Annotated in this window: 12 protein-coding genes and 1 tRNA gene; 7 read left to right on the plus strand and 6 right to left on the minus strand. The window is 63.8% G+C overall.

All coding sequences use genetic code 11. The features are described from left to right. The first annotated feature begins 1 nt into the window (after position 1). From AC13CR_RS01805 to AC13CR_RS01825, 5 genes are all read left to right on the plus strand, one after another. Entirely contained in the window at positions 2-928 is a 927-nt protein-coding gene (locus tag AC13CR_RS01805) for a class I fructose-bisphosphate aldolase (RefSeq protein ID WP_292950635.1), read from the plus strand. Between the two features lie 193 nt (positions 929-1,121). Then, positions 1,122-3,146, plus strand: coding sequence for an ASKHA domain-containing protein (locus AC13CR_RS01810; protein ID WP_292979068.1), 2,025 nt, complete (start codon positions 1,122-1,124; stop codon positions 3,144-3,146). A gap of 321 nt (positions 3,147-3,467) precedes the next feature. Then, entirely contained in the window at positions 3,468-6,164 is a 2,697-nt protein-coding gene (gene gyrA / locus AC13CR_RS01815; RefSeq protein ID WP_292950651.1) for a DNA gyrase subunit A, read from the plus strand. A 38-nt stretch (positions 6,165-6,202) separates the two neighbouring features. Continuing rightward, positions 6,203-7,303 (plus strand): AI-2E family transporter, encoded by a 1,101-nt coding sequence (locus AC13CR_RS01820; protein WP_292950639.1) that lies wholly within the window; start codon positions 6,203-6,205, stop codon positions 7,301-7,303. Between the two features lie 112 nt (positions 7,304-7,415). After that, the gene (locus tag AC13CR_RS01825) at positions 7,416-7,943 is read left to right on the plus strand and encodes a cell wall hydrolase (RefSeq protein WP_446233774.1); all 528 of its coding nucleotides are present in this window, start codon (positions 7,416-7,418) and stop codon (positions 7,941-7,943) included. 29 nt (positions 7,944-7,972) lie between these two features. Here AC13CR_RS01825 and AC13CR_RS01830 read toward each other — a convergent pair whose 3' ends face one another. The 4 genes from AC13CR_RS01830 to AC13CR_RS01845 all read right to left on the minus strand — a co-directional run bounded on the left by AC13CR_RS01830 (position 7,973) and on the right by AC13CR_RS01845 (position 13,539). Continuing rightward, positions 7,973-10,453 (minus strand): DUF3772 domain-containing protein, encoded by a 2,481-nt coding sequence (locus AC13CR_RS01830; protein ID WP_292950641.1) that lies wholly within the window; start codon positions 10,451-10,453, stop codon positions 7,973-7,975. Positions 10,454-10,459: 6 nt separating this feature from the next. Further along, the gene (locus AC13CR_RS01835) at positions 10,460-11,491 is read right to left on the minus strand and encodes a cysteine synthase A (protein ID WP_292950643.1); all 1,032 of its coding nucleotides are present in this window, start codon (positions 11,489-11,491) and stop codon (positions 10,460-10,462) included. Positions 11,492-11,587: 96 nt separating this feature from the next. Continuing rightward, positions 11,588-12,673 (minus strand): NUDIX domain-containing protein, encoded by a 1,086-nt coding sequence (locus AC13CR_RS01840; RefSeq protein WP_446233775.1) that lies wholly within the window; start codon positions 12,671-12,673, stop codon positions 11,588-11,590. Further along, positions 12,670-13,539 (minus strand): hypothetical protein, encoded by an 870-nt coding sequence (locus tag AC13CR_RS01845; protein WP_482900387.1) that lies wholly within the window; start codon positions 13,537-13,539, stop codon positions 12,670-12,672. The genes AC13CR_RS01840 and AC13CR_RS01845 overlap by 4 nt, the downstream gene beginning before the upstream one ends. Before the next feature lie 99 nt (positions 13,540-13,638). Here AC13CR_RS01845 and AC13CR_RS01850 point away from each other — a divergent pair. Next, a tRNA-Ser gene (locus AC13CR_RS01850) sits at positions 13,639-13,728 on the plus strand. Positions 13,729-14,285: 557 nt separating this feature from the next. Then, positions 14,286-15,707 (plus strand): DNA sulfur modification protein DndB, encoded by a 1,422-nt coding sequence (locus AC13CR_RS01855; protein WP_482900388.1) that lies wholly within the window; start codon positions 14,286-14,288, stop codon positions 15,705-15,707. Positions 15,708-15,856: 149 nt separating this feature from the next. Here the strand turns inward: AC13CR_RS01855 and AC13CR_RS01860 are convergent, their stop codons facing one another. Together AC13CR_RS01860 and AC13CR_RS01865 are read right to left on the minus strand one after the other, a co-directional pair. Next, entirely contained in the window at positions 15,857-16,327 is a 471-nt protein-coding gene (locus AC13CR_RS01860; protein ID WP_482900389.1) for a very short patch repair endonuclease, read from the minus strand. Positions 16,328-16,343: 16 nt separating this feature from the next. Then, on the minus strand, positions 16,344-17,858 hold the full coding sequence (locus tag AC13CR_RS01865; RefSeq protein ID WP_482900390.1) for a DUF2357 domain-containing protein: 1,515 nt from the start codon (positions 17,856-17,858) through the stop codon (positions 16,344-16,346). Positions 17,859-17,962: the final 104 nt, after the last annotated feature.

A 17,962-nucleotide genomic window follows, 5' to 3' on the forward strand; every position in this document is an offset into this window, starting at 1 on the left:
GATGCAGATGACCGACACGGTGCGCCGGATCCTGGCCCATTACGAGGGCGAGACGCCGGGGGTGAAAGCGCAACTGGCGCGGATGCTGATGACCGGCAGGCTGGCGGGCACCGGCAAGATGATCATCCTGCCCGTCGATCAGGGTTTCGAACACGGGCCGGCGCGGTCATTCGCGCCCAACCCTGCCGCCTATGATCCGCATTACCATTATCAGTTGGCCATCGACGCGGGGCTGAATGCCTATGCCGCGCCGCTGGGCATGATCGAGGCCGGGGCGGACAGCTTCGCGGGCCAGATCCCGACCATCCTGAAGGTCAACAGCGCCAACAGCCTGATGTCCGACACGGCCGGCAAGAACCAGGCGGTCACGGCCTCGGTCGACGACGCGCTACGGCTGGGCTGCGCGGCGATCGGCTTCACGATCTATCCGGGCAGCGACATGGCGCTGGACATGTTCGAAGAGATCGTCGCGATGCGCAAGGAAGCCGCAGCCAAGGGTGTTGCCACCGTGATCTGGTCGTATCCGCGCGGCGAGGCGATCACCAAGGACGGCGAGACCGCCATCGACATCGCCGCCTATGCCGCCCAGATCGCGGCGCTGATCGGCGCGCATGTGATCAAGATCAAGCTGTCCACCGATCACCTGATGCTGCCCGAAGCCAAGAAGGTCTACGAGGACAAGAAGATCGATATCGCGACGCAGGCGAAGCGTGTCGAGCACTGCATGCAGGCGGCCTTCGCGGGGCGCCGGATCGTGGTCTTTTCGGGCGGCGCCGCCAAGGGCGCGGATGCGGTCTATGACGATGCCCGCGCGATCCGCGACGGCGGCGGCAATGGCAGCATTATCGGCCGTAACAGCTTTCAGCGTTCGCGCGAGGATGCGCTGGAAATGCTGGGCAAGCTGGTGGACATCTACAAGGGCGCCTGAGGGCCGCGACATTGCGCCTGCGGGCGCGCGGGGAGGGGGCGCTCGCGCCCCCTCTTGCGTTGCGGGCAACGCAATTCACCCCCCGAGGGTATTTGTCCAACGAAGACGTCGGAAACGCGCCGATTTGAGGCGGATTGCGGTGTTGCGACGCGCGCGACCCGGCGATAATCGGGGCGTTGAAGCGAGGTTTTCCATGGCCGACGATCCTCTTGTCATCTTCACGCCGTCGGGCAGGCGGGGTCGGGTGCCGGTGGGCACGCCGGTGCTGGAAGCCGCGCGGCGGCTGGGTGTCGATCTGGATTCGGTCTGCGGCGGACGTGGCATATGTTCCAAATGTCAGGTCGAGCCGGGCCATGGGGCGTTTCCCAAACACGGCGTGACCGTGGCCTGTGACGCGCTGTCGCCGTTCAACGCGGTCGAGGAACGTTATGACCGCATCCGCGGGCTGAAACCGGGGCGGCGGCTGGGCTGTCAGGCGCGGATCCAGTCGGATCTGGTGATCGACGTGCCGCCAGAAAGTCAGTTGCACAGGCAGGTGATCCGCAAATCCGCAGCCGAACGGGTGATGGCGATGGATCCCGCCGTGCGGCCCTTCTATGTCGAGGTGGCCGAGCCCGATCTGGATGATCCGACCGGGGATTTCCAGCGCCTGTCGGCGGCCCTGGCCTCGGCCTGGGGGATCGAGGGGCTGCGGGCGGATCTGCCCGTTCTGGCGCGGATCCAGCAGGTTCTGCGAAAGGCGGGGTGGAAGGTCACGGCGGTGGTGCGCGATGACGGGCAGCGGGCACCGCTGCTGGTCGATCTGTGGCCCGGTCTGTCCGAGTCGCCGCTTTGCGGGGTGGCGGTCGATCTGGGATCGACCACCATTGCGGGGCATCTGGTGGCGCTGGATGACGGTCGGGTGCTGGCCTCGTCGGGTCTGATGAACCCGCAGATCCGCTTTGGCGAGGATCTGATGAGCCGGGTCAGCTATGCGATGATGAATGCGGGCGGCGCGGCCGAGATGACGCGCGCGGTCCGCGAAGGTCTGGGCCATCTGATCGGGACGCTGGCGGCGGAGGCCGGGATCGAGGCGGCGCGTATCGTGGATGCCGTCATCGTCTGCAATCCGGTCATGCATCACCTGATGCTGGGGATCGACCCGGTCGAACTGGGACAGGCGCCCTTCGCGCCCGCGACCTCGGACGCGCTGACGGTCGCGGCGGCGGAACTGGGTCTGGGCATTGCCCCGGCCGCCCGCGCCTATGTGCTGCCGATCATCGCCGGCCATGTCGGCGCGGATGCGGCGGCGGTGGTGCTGTCGGAACAGCCGCAGAAATCCCGGAACCCGGTCCTGATCGTCGATGTGGGCACCAATGCCGAAATCGTTCTGGGCGATTGCAGGCGGGTGCTGGCCTGTTCCTCGCCCACCGGCCCGGCCTTCGAGGGCGCCCAGATCAGCAGCGGTCAGCGCGCCGCCCCCGGCGCGATCGAGCGGGTGCGGATCGACCCCGTGACCAAGGAGCCGCGTTTTCGCGTCATCGGCGTCGAGCCGTGGTCCGACCAGCCGGGCTTTGCCGAGGCCGTCAGGGGCGTCGGCATTACCGGCATCTGCGGGTCTGGCATCATCGAGGCGGTGGCCGAGATGCGGATGGCCGGGATCGTCGATCCGGGCGGATTGATCGGATCGGCCGAACAGGTCGGCACGTCGCGCTGCATCGCGCAGGGTCGCACCCATTCCTATCTGCTTCATGACGGCAGCGCCGAGAACGGCGCTGTGATCGCCGTGACCCAGGGGGATATCCGCGCGATCCAGCTGGCGAAATCGGCGCTTTACGCCGGGGCGCGGCTGTTGATGGACGAATTCGGCATCGACCGGCTGGACCGGGTTGTGCTGGCGGGGGCCTTCGGGGCGCATATCTCGCCCCTGCACGCGCTGGTTCTGGGGATGATCCCCGATTGTGCGCCCGAAAGGGTGACGAGCGCCGGGAACGCCGCCGGGACGGGCGCGCGGATCGCGCTGTGTTCGCGCGCGGCCCGTGCCGAGATCGAGGCCGAGGTGCGCCGCATCACGCGCGTCGAAACCGCAATCGCGCCGCGCTTTCAGGAACATTTCGTGGCCGCCAACGCGATTCCCCATGCCAGCGATCCGTTCCCCGAACTGTCCCGCGTGGTCAGCCTTCCTGCGCCCTCCTTCAATGCCGGTGACGGCGGCCGCCCGCGCCGGCGGCGCCGATAGCCGATCGCACGGATCGACCTTGTGCGGATGTCACTGGACTGACAGCAAGCAGCGCGCAACAGCGTCGCCGCCGGCGGCGATGCCGGGGAGGCCGGCCCCCAACCGCGCGCGGTTGGGGGCCCCGACCCGCTTGCTGGATGGCGCCGCGCCCATGGCCCGGCCAGACCGCATAAGGCGGCCGAAGATTGCCCCCGCGCGCGCCCTCGGCTATACCGTCACTCGACAAGATGTTGAGGAACCAGCGTGGCCGACACACCAGAAGACGATCTGCCCGAAACCCCTGACAATGGTGACGAAAACGGCGCGCCTGAACGGGTGGTAATGGCTCATGACGGCCCCGTCATCGACATTTCGGCCGAGATGCGCACGTCCTATCTCGATTACGCGATGTCGGTCATCGTCAGCCGCGCCATCCCGGATTTGCGCGACGGCCTGAAACCGGTCCACCGCCGCATCCTTTATGCGATGAACGAAAGCGGCAATACCGCCGACAAGCCCTATCGCAAATCCGCCCGCCCCGTCGGCGACGTGATGGGCAAATATCACCCCCATGGCGACGCCGCGATCTATGACGCACTGGTGCGGATGGCGCAGGATTTCTCGATGTCGCTGCCGCTTCTGGACGGGCAGGGCAACTTTGGCTCGATGGACGGCGATCCGCCCGCCGCCATGCGCTATACCGAAGTGCGCATGGACAAGCCGGCGAATTTCCTGCTGGCCGATATCGACAAGGATACCGTCGATTTCCAGGACAATTACGATGGCAAGGATCACGAGCCGACGGTGTTGCCGGCGCGGTTTCCGAACATGCTGGTCAACGGTGCAGGCGGCATCGCGGTCGGCATGGCGACCAATATCCCGCCGCATAATCTGGGCGAGGTGGTGGACGCCACACTGGCCCTGATCGAGGATCCCGATCTGCCGACCGAGCGGATCATGGAAATCATTCCCGGCCCCGACTTCCCGACCGGCGCGATGATCCTGGGCCGGTCGGGTGCGCGCAAGGCCTATCTGGAGGGGCGCGGCAGCGTCATCATCCGCGCCAAGACCCATATCGAGGAGCCGCGCAAGGACCGTTTCGCCATCGTCATCGACGAGATCCCCTATCAGGTCAACAAGTCCAGCATGATCGAGCGGATCGCGGAACTGGCCAAGGAAAAGCGGATCGAGGGCATCGCCAGCGTGCAGGACGAATCCGACCGGCAGGGTGTCCGCGTCGTGGTCGAGCTGAAACGTGACGCGACGACCGATGTGGTGCTGAATCAGCTGTTCCGGTTCACCCAGATGCAGACCAGTTTCGGCTGCAACATGCTGGCGCTGAACGGGGGTAAGCCGGAGCAGCTGCCTCTGCGGGATTTTCTTACTTATTTCATAAGTTTCCGCGAAGAGGTTGTGGCTCGTCGCACGGCCCATGAATTGCGCAAGGCGCGTGAACGCAGCCATGTCCTGTGCGGCCTGGCGGTCGCCGTCAGCAATGTCGATGAGGTCGTGGCCACGATCCGCAGCAGCGTCGATGCGGCCGAGGCGCGTCAGCGGCTGATGGAACGGCGCTGGCCCGCCCATGACATTGTCGAATACCTGCGTCTGATCGACGATCCGCTGCATCCGGTGAACGAGGACGGCACCTATAACCTGTCCGAAACCCAGGCCCGCGCGATCCTGGATTTGCGCCTGCAACGCCTGACCCAGATCGGCGTCAAGGAGGTCACGGACGAGTTGCAATCCCTGGCCGAGTCGATCCGTGACTATCTGGCGATCCTTGCTTCGCGCGAACGGATCATGGCCATCATCAGCGACGAATTGCGCGAGGTGAAACAGCTCTTCGCCGTGCCCCGCCGCACCGAGATCACCGAATGGTCCGGTGACATGATGGACGAGGACCTGATCGAGCGCGAGGACATGGTCGTCACCATCACCTCGGGCGGCTATATCAAGCGCACGGCGCTGGCCGAGTTCCGCAGCCAGCGTCGCGGCGGCAAGGGCCTGTCGGGCATGGCCACCAAGGAAGATGACGTGGTGACGACGCTGTTTGTTGCCAATACCCATACCGAGCTGCTGTTCTTCACCACGGACGGCATGGTCTACCGACTGAAGACATGGCGCCTTCCGCTGGGCGGACGGACCGCGAAGGGCAAGGCGATCGTCAACATCCTGCCGATCGAGCCGGGCGTGTCCATCGCCGCGCTGATGCCCGTCGATGCACCCGAGACGGAATGGGAGGCATATCAGGCCGTTTTCGCCACGTCGCAGGGCGATGTGCGCCGCAACGCCCTGTCGGACTTCACCAATGTCAAGTCGAACGGCAAGATCGCCATGAAGCTGCCCGAAGGCGTCAGCCTGATCGGCGTGCGGATGGCCACGGTCGAGGATGACGTGATGCTGGTGACGGCGCAGGGCAGGGCGATCCGCTTTCCGACCACCGCAGTCCGGGTCTTCAAGGGCCGCGATTCGACCGGCGTGCGCGGCATCCGTCTGGCAGATGGCGACAGCGTTGTCAGCATGTCGGTGATCCGCCATTTCGAGGCCGATCCGGCCGAGCGCGCGGCCTATCTGAAGATGCGTCGCGCGGTCGCCGGGGCGCTGGATGACGGAGCCGAGGCCGACGAGGACGAAGAAGCCGTGGCCGAGGGCAGCATCACCCAGGAACGCTATGCCCGAATGTCGGCGGCCGAGGATCTGATCCTGACGATCACCGCCAGGGGCGCGGGCAAGATCAGCTCCAGCCATGGATATCCGGTGCGCGGGCGCGGTGGCCAGGGCGTGATGGCGATGGACCGGGCCATGCGCGGCGGCCCGCTGGTCGCCAGCTTTCCGGTCGAGATGGACGACCAGATCATGCTGGCGACCTCGACCGGGCAGTCGATCCGCGTGCCGGTCGAGGGGATCAGCTTCCGTTCGCGCAGCGCCGGCGGCGTCAAGGTGTTCAATACAGCCAATGGCGAGGTCGTGGTTTCGGTCGCGCGAATCGCGGAACAGGGCGACACGGAAGAGGGCGACACGGACGAGACGGAGGGTTAGAATAGCCCCCGGCTTTCCGCGACAGGGCGAGGCAGGGATTGGACCACAATTCACGCGAACAGATCCTGCGGGATCGATTGCAGACGGGCTTTCTGGGCATCATCGCCTTCGGCCTGCTGCTGTTCATGCTGGTTCAGGCGCGCTTCATCCTGATCTCTCTGGCCATCGCCATCATCCTGTTCTCGCTGACGACGGATGCGATCATGGGCATTTCGTCGCGGCTGAAGGTGCCGAAATGGCTGGGCACGACGCTGGCGCTGATCGGCATCACCCTGGCCCTGCTGTGGATATCGACCACCATCGTCGCGCAGGTGAACGAGGTCGTGCTGACCGCCATCGCCTATGCCGAACAGGCGCAGGCCGCGCTGCCCAGCCTGACCCAGCGGCTTGGTCCCGACGTGCAGGAACGGGTGCTGACGGCGATCTCGAATTTCAACATCACCGGCTGGATCCGTTCGCTGGCCGGGCAGGCGTCGGGGATCCTGTCGGGCAGCGTCCTGGTGATCCTGTTCGTGGGCTTCATGTTCGCGGAACAGGTCTGGTTCCCGGTCAAGGTCGAGCGCCTGACCGGCGATGCCGCGCAGGCCAGGCAGGTCACGCGGATCATCTCGTCGATCATGCACCGGGTGAACCGCTATCTGGTCGTCAAGACCGGGGTCAGCGCGGTGACGGCGGTGATCGTCTGGATGATCTTCAAGCTGGCCGGGCTGGAACTGGCCGTCGCGGTGGCCATCCTGACCTTCATCCTGAATTTCATCCCCTCGGTCGGCTCGATCATCGCGACGGTGATCACAACGCTGCTGGCCTTCGTCCTGACCGGCGACATCTCGGTGACGGGGATCGTCGCGCTTGGCTGCACGATCACGCAATTCGTCATCGGCAATGTGCTGGATCCGATGCTTCTGGGCCAGACGCTGCGGCTGTCCAGCTTTGGCATCATTCTCAGTCTTGCCTTCTGGGGCGCGGTCTGGGGCATTCCGGGCATGTTCCTGGCGGTGCCGATCATGGTGGCCCTGATGATCGTCTGTGCCCACATCCCCTGGCTGCGCCCGGTGGCCGTGCTGCTGTCGCGCGAGGGCCTGCCTGACGATGGCAGCAGCGACGAGGACGACGACGCCCCCGCCTCAATCGCCGCCTGAGCGGCAAACCCCCGTCGCTTGCGCCTGACTGTTGCTGCAACACCGCCGGCTTTGCTATCTTCCCCGCAACAAAGACCGAAAGAACCGCGATCAGCGGGAAGGGGACAGGCAGATGACAGTTTCGACCTGGACGCCAAGGGCGGTGCGCCGTCTGGCCGGGATGCTGATGTTGCTTGCGGGCTGTTCGGGCGGCGCAGGCGGTTCGAACGCGGTGCTTCGCCGCTCGGATCTCGATTGCATGATGCGGGCGATGTATTTCGAATCCAACCGCTCCAGCCGCGATGGCATGGTGGCGGTGGGCAGCGTGGTGATGAACCGCGTGCGCTCGGACAGGTTTCCCGACAGCGTCTGCGGCGTCGTGGGGCAGAGGAACCAGTTCGCGCCCGGCGTCATGAGCCGGAAGATGAACGATCGCTCGGTTCCGATGGTGCGCGAGGCCGCCCGGTCCGTCCTTCGCGGCGAACGGCATCCGCTGGTCCAGAACGCGAAGTTCTTTCACACTGCGGGCTACCGCTTTCCCTACGACAACATGCACTACGTTCTGGTGACGGGCGGAAACGCCTTCTACGAAAAACGCAAGAATTATCTGGTCACGCGCCCGTCGCCTCCGCGGCCGATCGAGGGATTGACCGGGCGCTGAGGCCGGCCCGCAGGGCCGGACCCGCCGGCTCAGCGATCGCCGTCGCCCTGATCGCCATCGCCCGGCAAATCGCGCGCGGTTTCCGTCCTTGCCTTGCCGACGCGCGGATCGGGGGCGCCGGGCGCCGTGCCGGGCGCTGCCGAAGGGGCCGGGCCGCCGGTATCGGCCGCGCCCGGCAGGGCCTCGGGATTGCGCAGCCAGATGTCGCGCTGCGCGAAGGGAATCTCGATCCCTTCCTCGGCAAAGCGGCGCACGACCTCGTGCAGCAGTTCCGAGGTCACGCCCAGCCCGGTGCCGACATCGGCCAGGATCGCGCGAATCTCGAAATCCAGCGAATCGGGGCCCAGGTTGCGGAACAGGATCGCCGGCGCCGGATCAAGGGCCACCAGCGGGTGATCCTCGACGATCTCTTGCAGGATCTTCTCGACCTTGCGGGTGTCGCTGCCATAGGCCACGCCGACCGGAATGATGATGCGGCCGATCTTGTTGTGGCGGGTCCAGTTCGTCACCGGCTGGCTGATCAGGTCGCTGTTGGGAACGATCACCTCGGTCTTGTCGAAGGTTTCCACCTGGGTCGCCCGGACCGAGATCTTCTTGACGATCCCCTGCTGCCCGCCGGCGCTGATCCAGTCGCCGACACTGACCGGGCGCTCGATCAGCAGAATGATGCCCGAGACGAAATTCGACACGATGTTCTGAAGGCCGAAACCGATCCCGACCGACAGCGCACCTGCGACGATGGCCAGCGATGACAGGTCGATCCCCGCCGAGGTGATCGCCAGCACAGCGGCCAGGAAGATCCCCAGATAACCAAGACCGGAGACGACCGCGTTCTGCCCGCCTGTATCCAGCCTGGTCTTGGGAAGGATCGAGTTGCGGAACGCGCCCTGCACCGCGCGGGTGATGAAATAGCCGATGGCGAAGACGATAAGGAAGGTCAGGACGGTGCCGGGCGACAGGGTGACGCCGCCGAAGCTGAAGCCGCTTTCGATCCGGGTCCAGTATTCAAGAAGGTCGGTGCCCTTGGCCCCCCAGATCACCAGGAAGACCGGGATCGACAGGATGACCAGGCCAAAGCCGATCAGCAGCGGCGCCAGCCCTTCGCGCGCGCCCTCTTCGCCGCGCTTCAACATGTTGAACAGGTCGGCGATGAAGTCCTGAAGGATGATCAGCACGCCAATCAGCGCCAGGCTCAGCGACCAGGGCCAGATCAGCAGATTGGCAAAATTCACGAAGCCGATCGCGCCCAGAAGGATCGCGACGATCACGATGATGCGCGTCAGCGCCCCGGCCCAGGACAGGATCCGGTAGCGATAGACCAGATCGCCCGCATCCGGCCGCCGGGTCAGGCGGCGCAGGATGTTGCCCAGCCGGAACAGGGCCAGGCCCGCCAGGACGATCAGCGCGAAGTTGAAGACCGAGGCCCCGCCCTCGGCAAGGTCCAGGGGAACCCGGTCGCGATTTTCCGTGACCGAGCTGTAAAGGCCCGAGCGCGGCAGGATCGCGGCGGCAAGGACGTGGTGGACCGCGAAGACGGTAGCCAGGAAATCGACCATGTGGCGGGCTGTGTCGCGGGCGCGGTCGGCAAGCTTGATCGTGTCATAGGCGATGGCATGCTGCGGAAACAATTGCCGCGACAGCCAGCCGCCGCTGAACAGGATCACCGCCGCCGCCGGAACGGCCTCGAGGATGGGCAGGGTCCACGGGCCGGGCAGACCGGTCGCCTTGACCGCGCCGATGGCCAGATAGGTGCCGATCATCGGCACCAGGATCTGTCCCAGCGAGGTGATGAAGACCACCACCGCCCGCGAATATTCCGACGCGCGCGCCGACAGGCGCGAGGGCAGCATCCCGACCCATGGCCGACCGAAGATCAGGATCACCAGCGCCGCGACCAGATAGGCCGCGACACTGGGCAGGCGTGGCTTGAGGTCGGACCAGGTGCGGCCCGCCTCGTTCGCCGGTCCGGCCTCGCTCAGCAATCCTTCGAACAATGCCACGGCGTTCTCTGCGGCCAGCGTCCAGTTCGCGGGGACAAGCGGCGAGGGTGACAATCTTGCCAGTTCCTGCGCCTTCCTCTTGTCGCGGATGGTGTCGATGCTCTGGATGATGGCGTTCGCGCGGCTGGCGGCCTCGACCGCCTTCTGTCGCGGCGCCTGAAGCTTGGCCAGCTCGTCGTTCAGTTCCGTCCGGCGCGCGGCGATGTCGCTGGGCTCGGTCTCGCCGTCCTTCGGCGGGGCGCCAAGAGCCTCGATCTGCTGTTTGACGGCTGTGATCCTGTCGCCGTTGACGTTCTGCGCCTGCTGGAAGGTCCGCCGCCAGTCGAAGACCTGTTGCCGGATCGCGGTCAGCCGTTCAAGGTTGCTGCTGCCGTCCGCGACCACCGTTTCCGCCTGCTGGGCAACCTGTTCCCACTTGCCGAAATCGGGTTTGGGAACGTCCTGCGCCGCAAGCGGAGATGCAACAAGGATGAGGACCGTCAGCAGGACGGCCAGAAACGCGCGTGCCATGGAATGTCAGCCTTCGAATACTTCCGGAAGGTCGGGTGCCTCGCGGGTCAGCCAGTCGGGCACCGGCAAGTCCTTCGCCCGCAGGAATTCCGGGTTGAACAGCTTGGTCTGATAGCGATTGCCGTAGTCGCAAAGGACGGTCACGATGGTCTGCCCCGGCCCCATTTCGCGCGCCATCCGGATCGCGCCCGCGACGTTGATCCCCGAGGATCCGCCAAGGCACAGGCCTTCCTCTTTCAGCAGGTCGAAAACGACGGGCAGCGCCTCGGCGTCGGGGATCCGGTAGGCGTAGTCGGGCGTGAATCCTTCCAGATTCCGGGTGATGCGGCCCTGTCCGATGCCTTCGGTGATGGAACTGCCCGGGCTGTCGAATTCGCCGGTCGTATAGAAGGAATAGAGCGCCGCCCCCTCGGGATCGGCCAGCCCCATCCGGACGCCGCGCGGTTGCAGCGCCATGGCGACGCCCGCCAGCGTCCCGCCCGAGCCCACCGCGCAGATGAAGCCATCGACCTTGCCGTCAGTCTGGTCCCAGATTTCCGGGCCGGTCGTTTCCAGATGTGCCTGACGGTTGGCCGTGTTGTCGAACTGGTTGGCCCAGATCGCGCCGTTTGCTTCTGTCCTGGCCAGTGCCTCTGCCAGGCGGCCGGAATAGCGGACGTAGTTGTTCGGATTCTTGTAGGGGGCGGCGGGAACCTCGACCAGGATGGCGCCGGCCAGCCGCAGCATATCCTTCTTTTCCTGGGATTGCGTCTCGGGGATCACGATGACCGAGCGGAATCCCATCGACGCGCCCACCAGCGCAAGCCCGATCCCGGTATTGCCGGCCGTGCCCTCGACGATGGTGCCGCCGGGCTTCAGATCGCCGCGCGCCATGGCATCCTTGATGATATACAGCGCTGCCCGGTCCTTGACCGACTGGCCGGGATTCATGAATTCGGCCTTGCCCAGAATGGTGCAGCCGGTTTCCTCGCTGGCCCGGCGCAGCCGGATCAGAGGTGTCTTGCCGATCGCGTCGGCGAGATCAGAGCAGATGCGCATGGCGACCGGCCTCCATCCGGACAATACATCGCGGGTCGGGATTACCTACACATGGCGCGGCGGGCGGGGCAACCCCGTGATGTCAGGCGAACCCGATCACGATCGGGACAGTTCCGCCAGCAATCCGTCCCTGCGGGCATCCAGCCACAAGGCCAGCATCGCCAGCGGCCCGTTGCTGACCTGTCCTGACAGAACCATCCGCAGCAGCGCCTGCCGGTCCAGCAGATGGCCCCTGATATCCTCGGCCTCTCCGTCCAGCCCGTGCACGCCTTCCGTGCCGTCGGGCAGGTCGGCGATGCCGAGATAGAGATACAGGAATTCTGTCACCGCGCCGGGGCTGGGATAGTGATGGATCGCCGGAACAAGACGGATCAGGCGCAGGTCGGCCTCTTCCAGGGTCTCGCGGCGGGCCGCGTCCTCGGGGCTTTCGCCGGCATCGACACGGCCGGCGACGGCCTCCAGCAACCACGGCTGCGGATCCTGGCGCAGGGCAGGGGCGACACGGAACTGCTCGATCGCCAGCACCCGGTCGCGGACGGGATCCCAGGGCAGCACGACCACCGCATCGCCCATGATGAAGCCCTCACGGCTGGCATTGCGGGTGAAGCCGCCGTCGTGGCGGCGATGTGACACGGTCATGGTCTCGACCGCGAAATAGCCGGCATAGGGCTGACGATGATCCGACAGGCGCAGGTCGCCGGGTCCGCGCCGTGCCACGACATCCGCGCCCGAGACCGGCCCCGATCGCGCGCGTATCCGGCTTTCGGCCCAGATCGCGATCATCGGCAGGCGCGCCCGCAGCCGTCCTGACTCGATCCCTTGTGGCGATTGCAGAACCAGGCGCGCGATCTCTGCCACCAGGGCCGCGCGCGCCGGGTTCGGCCGCCACTCGTCTTCTGATGCCGGGCCGCGACCGACCCCCAGGAGGGATCGGCACCCATGGGCCAGCGGTTCCAGCCCCATGACCGCGGCATAGCGATCCAGCGCATCATTCCGCGCCACCCGCACCGCCGCGATCCGACCGGGCGCGCCCTGATAATGCGGCCAATGCTCCGCGTCGATCCCCGCCCTTGGGCCGCCGGACAGTCGGCCCTGGATGGTTTCCGCCTTGCCGCCAAGGCCAAGCGCCTGCATCACGGCCGTCTGGGCCAACGGGCCGACCAGCAGGACATCACCGCTCACAACCGGCGTCCCCGCATCTGTCCGGCGGCCGTCAGGCCCAGCTCATAGGATGTCTTGCGGAACACCGCGTCAAAGCCCGCGAACATCAGCCCCGACAGGGCCTTGCCCCCGGCCGATCCGGCAAAGACGATATAGCGGTCCAGATCCGCATCGCTCAGGGGCGAATAGGCCAGCAGCAGATAGCTTTCCATCCACTCCGTCGTCTGCGCCCGGATTTCCTCCTCCTGCCGCCAGGTGTCCCGCAGCATCCGCTCGGCGTTCATCGGCATGTCGAACCCTTCGCCCTCGGCGAAGCCTTCGGAAAAGGCCATCGCGGCATTCATGCCGCCCGCGACATTCGGCCCGATCAGCTGGGCCTCGTCGATCAGCCGCCGGATCCGTGCCACGCGCGGATCGTCGCGGGCTGCGGCCGCCGACAGGGCTTCGCGGGCGGCGGCCTCGGCATCGGCATCCAGCATCGTCCGCCGGGCCGAGTTTTCCAGCCCGACCAGCCTTCGCCCCAGATCGCTGCGATAGAAGGTCAGCGCATCTTCTATCCGTCCTCGATCGGCGTTTTCCCTCGCGGCCTCCAGCCCCTCGCGGAACAGGCTCTCGAGCCGATCCGGATCGTGAATCCGGGCCACCTGATCCAGCCATCCGCCGGTGCCGCCCCGCTTGAACAGGTCCGCCTGCATATCCTCGGCCTCGGCCACCGCCTCGTCGCGCAGGATCGGCATCAGCGATTCCAGATCCATGGTGTTCCACAGCCTTTCGGTCAGCGGCGCGGCCGGGCCACCATGGGATTCGGACTGGATAATGGTCACCGGCCGGGCCTGCGCCAGGGCCGGAAACACCAGCACCAGCGCGATTGCCAAGGATCGAAGCATGTCGCCACCTTTCGCGAGAGGAACGGGATTTTTTCGGCCAAACCCTCTTGCACTTCAACCCCCACCCCTCTAAATCCGCGCCTCACCACCCAAAAGCGCGGAGAGGTGCCGGAGTGGTCGAACGGGGCGGTCTCGAAAACCGTTGAGCCTGCAAGGGTTCCGTGGGTTCGAATCCCACCCTCTCCGCCACTTGCCCTCGCGAAAGCGTTCTCCCGATCCGGCTGCGGCCGTATTTTTCTCGTTGTATTTGAGGGTTATGCGGGAGGGGCTGAGCACTGCCCCTGCTGCCGGGCCGTCCGGAAGCGGTCTCTCAGGCGGGATATTCTCCGGACCTGATGACTGCGCGGATTTGGTGAATAGCTTTCAAAGACCTGAAACGATTGAGTTTTTCGAACGTGCACCTGAGCACTTCGATGCCAGTGGCGTTCGTAGAGATGGAACTGACATCGAACCGTTTTGCATGGACTACGCTTCGCCAATCGCTCCGAAGTCGAGTGGCTTTTGGGGGCCGCGTTCCTGCTGTGCCGACGCATCGCCCGAGCGAGGCAACGGAGCCAGCCGGCATGCTAGACCTGCCAACGCCCCTGTGTAAGCCGCTTTGGAGAGAAATAATAACCCTGGATGGTTGTTTCTGCGATAATATCCTTGCATCTTTATCCCTGGATGATTATTGATTCCGTCAACGGCGATCGATCGCCGTCCTCAGGTCTACCAAGGAGGCTGCTTTGTACCCAGCGCAAGACGGAATGCCCGCCCCTCTCACCCTCGACTCGCTGGACGCTCTAGCGGCAGATGGCGACATCAATGAAACGCCCTTCAACGTGTTCATAGGGCATAACCTTGGACACCGCGTCTTCACGATGTCCGTGCCGTTCAGGCAGTTTTACGACATCTCCGACGTCGCCAATGACCGAGACGCTGGCCCTGTCGCTCAGCGCCCACTCGACATGACACATGCACGCAACCTTGCGAAGTACATGCTCCGGGGTCTTGTATCCGCGGCAAAAATGCGTCGCCTCATTCAGGAAAAGCCTGTACCCGCGGCCTTCGAAGCGATCATGTCTGCGCTGGGCAACCAGCCGTACTTTTCTCTCCAGCCAATCGTCTGCAACATCCGGAACACGCCCTACGGTGGGAATGGGCTTGGTGGCATCCGGGGCTTGCGTCTTCAGACCGAAAGAGGAGAAACAGCTGCCTTCAAGGTCTTTCTGTCGGAACGTCACGTTCTTTGGGTTATCGATGGTCAGCATCGTCGTGCGGGAGCAGATTTCGTGATGACCTTCCTGCAGACGGTACGCCAAAGCGGGAAATACCCTGGAAAGGCCCCTGTAATCTTTCCTGAGAAGTCGCGTGAAGTTACGCCCGAGGAAATGGCTGTGTGGAACGAGGCATATGACGCAGCGCGTTCCTATGCGACAATTACTCTAGAAGTGCACCTGGGCCTCGACATCGACCAGGAAAGGCAGCTCTTTCATGATCTAAACAAGCTCGGGAAAAAGGTCAGTAGCAGTATGGCGCTGCAGTTTGACAGTTCAAACCCGATTACCCAGTTCATTAAAGAGTCCTTGGTGGCTGACGGTCTTCTTCGAGTGACGGACACGGAAGTGAAGGACTGGGCAGATGACACAGGCGAGATGCCGCTTAAAGATGTGGTAGCGGTGACGTCCTTGGCCTTTCTCAACAAGTCTAACGCTACAGGAGCGACGCCAGCTATCGTCGAGCCCAGACAAAATGTAGTCCATCAACTTTGGCAGAAGGTCTCCGATATACCCGGTTTCGGTGATGCTGGCGCGAAAGAGAAAACCGTCGCTGCTCAACCTGTTGTCCTTAAGGCGCTTGCAAAGATCGCGTTTGACCTCAATTTCAGCAATCGCAGACCTGAAAACGGTCCTGAGCTGTACGAAATGTTTCTGGCGAAGTTCGATGAGATTGACTTCTCTCATCAGAACCCGGTTTGGCGATATTTTGACCTGGAACAGAGTGAAGTCGATGAAGCGTCGTTGAACGATCTAAAGGATTGGTTGCCGCCAACTGACACCGGGGCGAACCGAGATATCGGGTCGTATCAGGGTGGCTTCATGCGCTTTGGAGCCAAGCATAACGACATCTATCCCATCATCGGGGACATGATTCGCTGGCAGGTTGGCTTGCCAAATCGGCACAAATAAAAGTCTATATGATGCCGTGCCATATAGGCACGGCATCGGTTGATCGATTCAGCGCTCTGCTTCAAGCTCAATATCTGGATTATAATTGATCAAAAATAAGCAGAGTGGGCGGGCTGATAATTTTCAACTGAGATTGAAGTTGAGCGCTTTTATGCGGAGTAAGTTGGCTCCGGATTCATCATTAGTTCGCGCATTACCTTATCACTGTTGAGAAATGTCTCGCACTGATCCAGGACTATATGGGTGGTGTGCTTGCCTCGACCGCGAGTCGCGCACTCCCACACTACCATGACCCGCCATCCCTCACTGAGAAGCGCTGAGATGTTGCGCTTATCGCGCGCTTGGTTCGCCTCAAGCTTTTTGAGCCAGAAGTCCCGTCTTGTCGCTGGTAGTTTAAATCGCTCGCAGTCGTGCCCATGCCAGAAACATCCATGGGCAAAGATCACGGCACGATGCTGTGCGAAAACCAGATCAGGTGTTCCGGGCAGGCGCGACACGTTCAAGCGGTATCGAAATCCGCGCGCATGCAGCCCGCGCCCGAGAAGGCGCTCCAGCTTGGTGCCGCGGCCACGAATGGCCTTTATGTTTTTCTGCCTTTGATCCGGCGTTAGAACATCCATGTTGCCCTGCCCCGGTTCATGGAGAGACTGGTGTGCCTGCCGCGTCAGCGATGATGGCGCGCAACGCCGCACAAATATCGGGAAGGTTCATGCCTGGTTTGAGCGTCGCCGCCCCGAAACGGAATGTAGAACGATAATCAGGATGGAAAAGCCGTCCCGGCATGGCTGTCGTCTGGTAGGTGGCTGCGTCCAGCTGCGGGATATGGGGCGTCAGAAGATAGGCGGCTTGAACGATCCCATGAAATTCCCCGCCGCCCGCATTTTCGACCAGAGCATCGCGATAGGTATGGATGGAGCTGATCGCATCATTGAGCGCTGTGTCGATCCGATACTTGGCGTCGAGCACGATGAGTTGCGCCTGCGCGGCTTCACCGCTTGTCTTGCCCGCAAGAACGATATCCGGCGTCATGGAGCGGCTGAACGAACCGCGCCCGTCATCGGCCTTCCAGAATTCCTCATAGCGTTTCTGGAACATGACCTCCCATGAGGCGGAGACTTTCACGGTCACGGCGGAGGCGGCAATGGTCAGCCCGCCCGCCGCATCCCGTGTGAACAGTGTCCGAAGATCCACGGCTGCGGGGCCGAACTCTTTCACTGCTGCATGGATCAAGCGCAGGAAGCACCACAGCTCGTAGAGCTCAAAGGTGCGGGCGAGCGGAAGATCAAGAAAGTCCCCAAAGATCGCCGCTAGGCCAAGATTAAAGTCCTGATACAGCTTGTAGAACTGCCGATAATTGGGGTCGTTGCGAAAGAGCGAGGACAGATGCAGTTGCGGCGGAACCGGCGGCAGATCGGCGAACGGCTCTGCCTGCCTCAGAGCATGCAGGCGGCGCGCAAGTCGGCGGCATCGATTGGCCCATAGGCTGGCAACGGATTGCGTCTCGGGGTCGCCTTTCGCGGCAACTTTGTCGAGCTGTTCGGCGGACGCGCTGAGCCATGCCGCCCATGCCGATAGAACCGCTGCCATCTGGCGATGCTCAGGCAGATCGAAGGAGCTGAACCTCTGACGGATTCGAAATTCGGTTGGCAGAAAGCCGCGAAGCGCGCTTGGCAGGCGTGTCACCTTTGGGGGAACGCGGGTGGCACGTCCGCGCGCAAAGGATCGGATCACCTCGTCGCCTGTCGCTCGCCGCACTTGGTGATACGGCACGACGCGCTCCTCCGATCTGAGATGACGGCGGGGCCTGCGCTCGATCTCCCGCACGACGCGCTCCAGTGCGTCCATGCGTGAGCGTAGGAATTCGAGCCGTGCGATTGCAGGCGGCTTTCCCTTTGTCCCCTGTGCGATGCCCTTGTGAAAATTGGTCAGTGAGAACAGCGCGAAGCTGTCTCGCATGATATCGACCAGCATCGTGTCGAAGTCGCTGCGGGTCAGCTTGTTACGGTCAGGATCGGTTACAAGCTCGAAGCGGATCGGGCGTTGCCCTGGCGGGCGTAGCTCGGCCGAGATTTCCCCCGCATGGAAGCCCGTCTGCCAGCGCCAACGAGCGGTGCCTGAACCGCACCGGGTTTGCCGGAGGCTCCAACTCATGAGCAGGATGGAGCATCATGACAAAGACAACAAACAAGTATTCACCGGAAGTGCGCGAACGCGCTGTGCGGATGGTTTTGGATGGCGCAAGGCAGCATGAAAGC

This window comes from Paracoccus sp. L-17 (assembly GCF_056857655.1).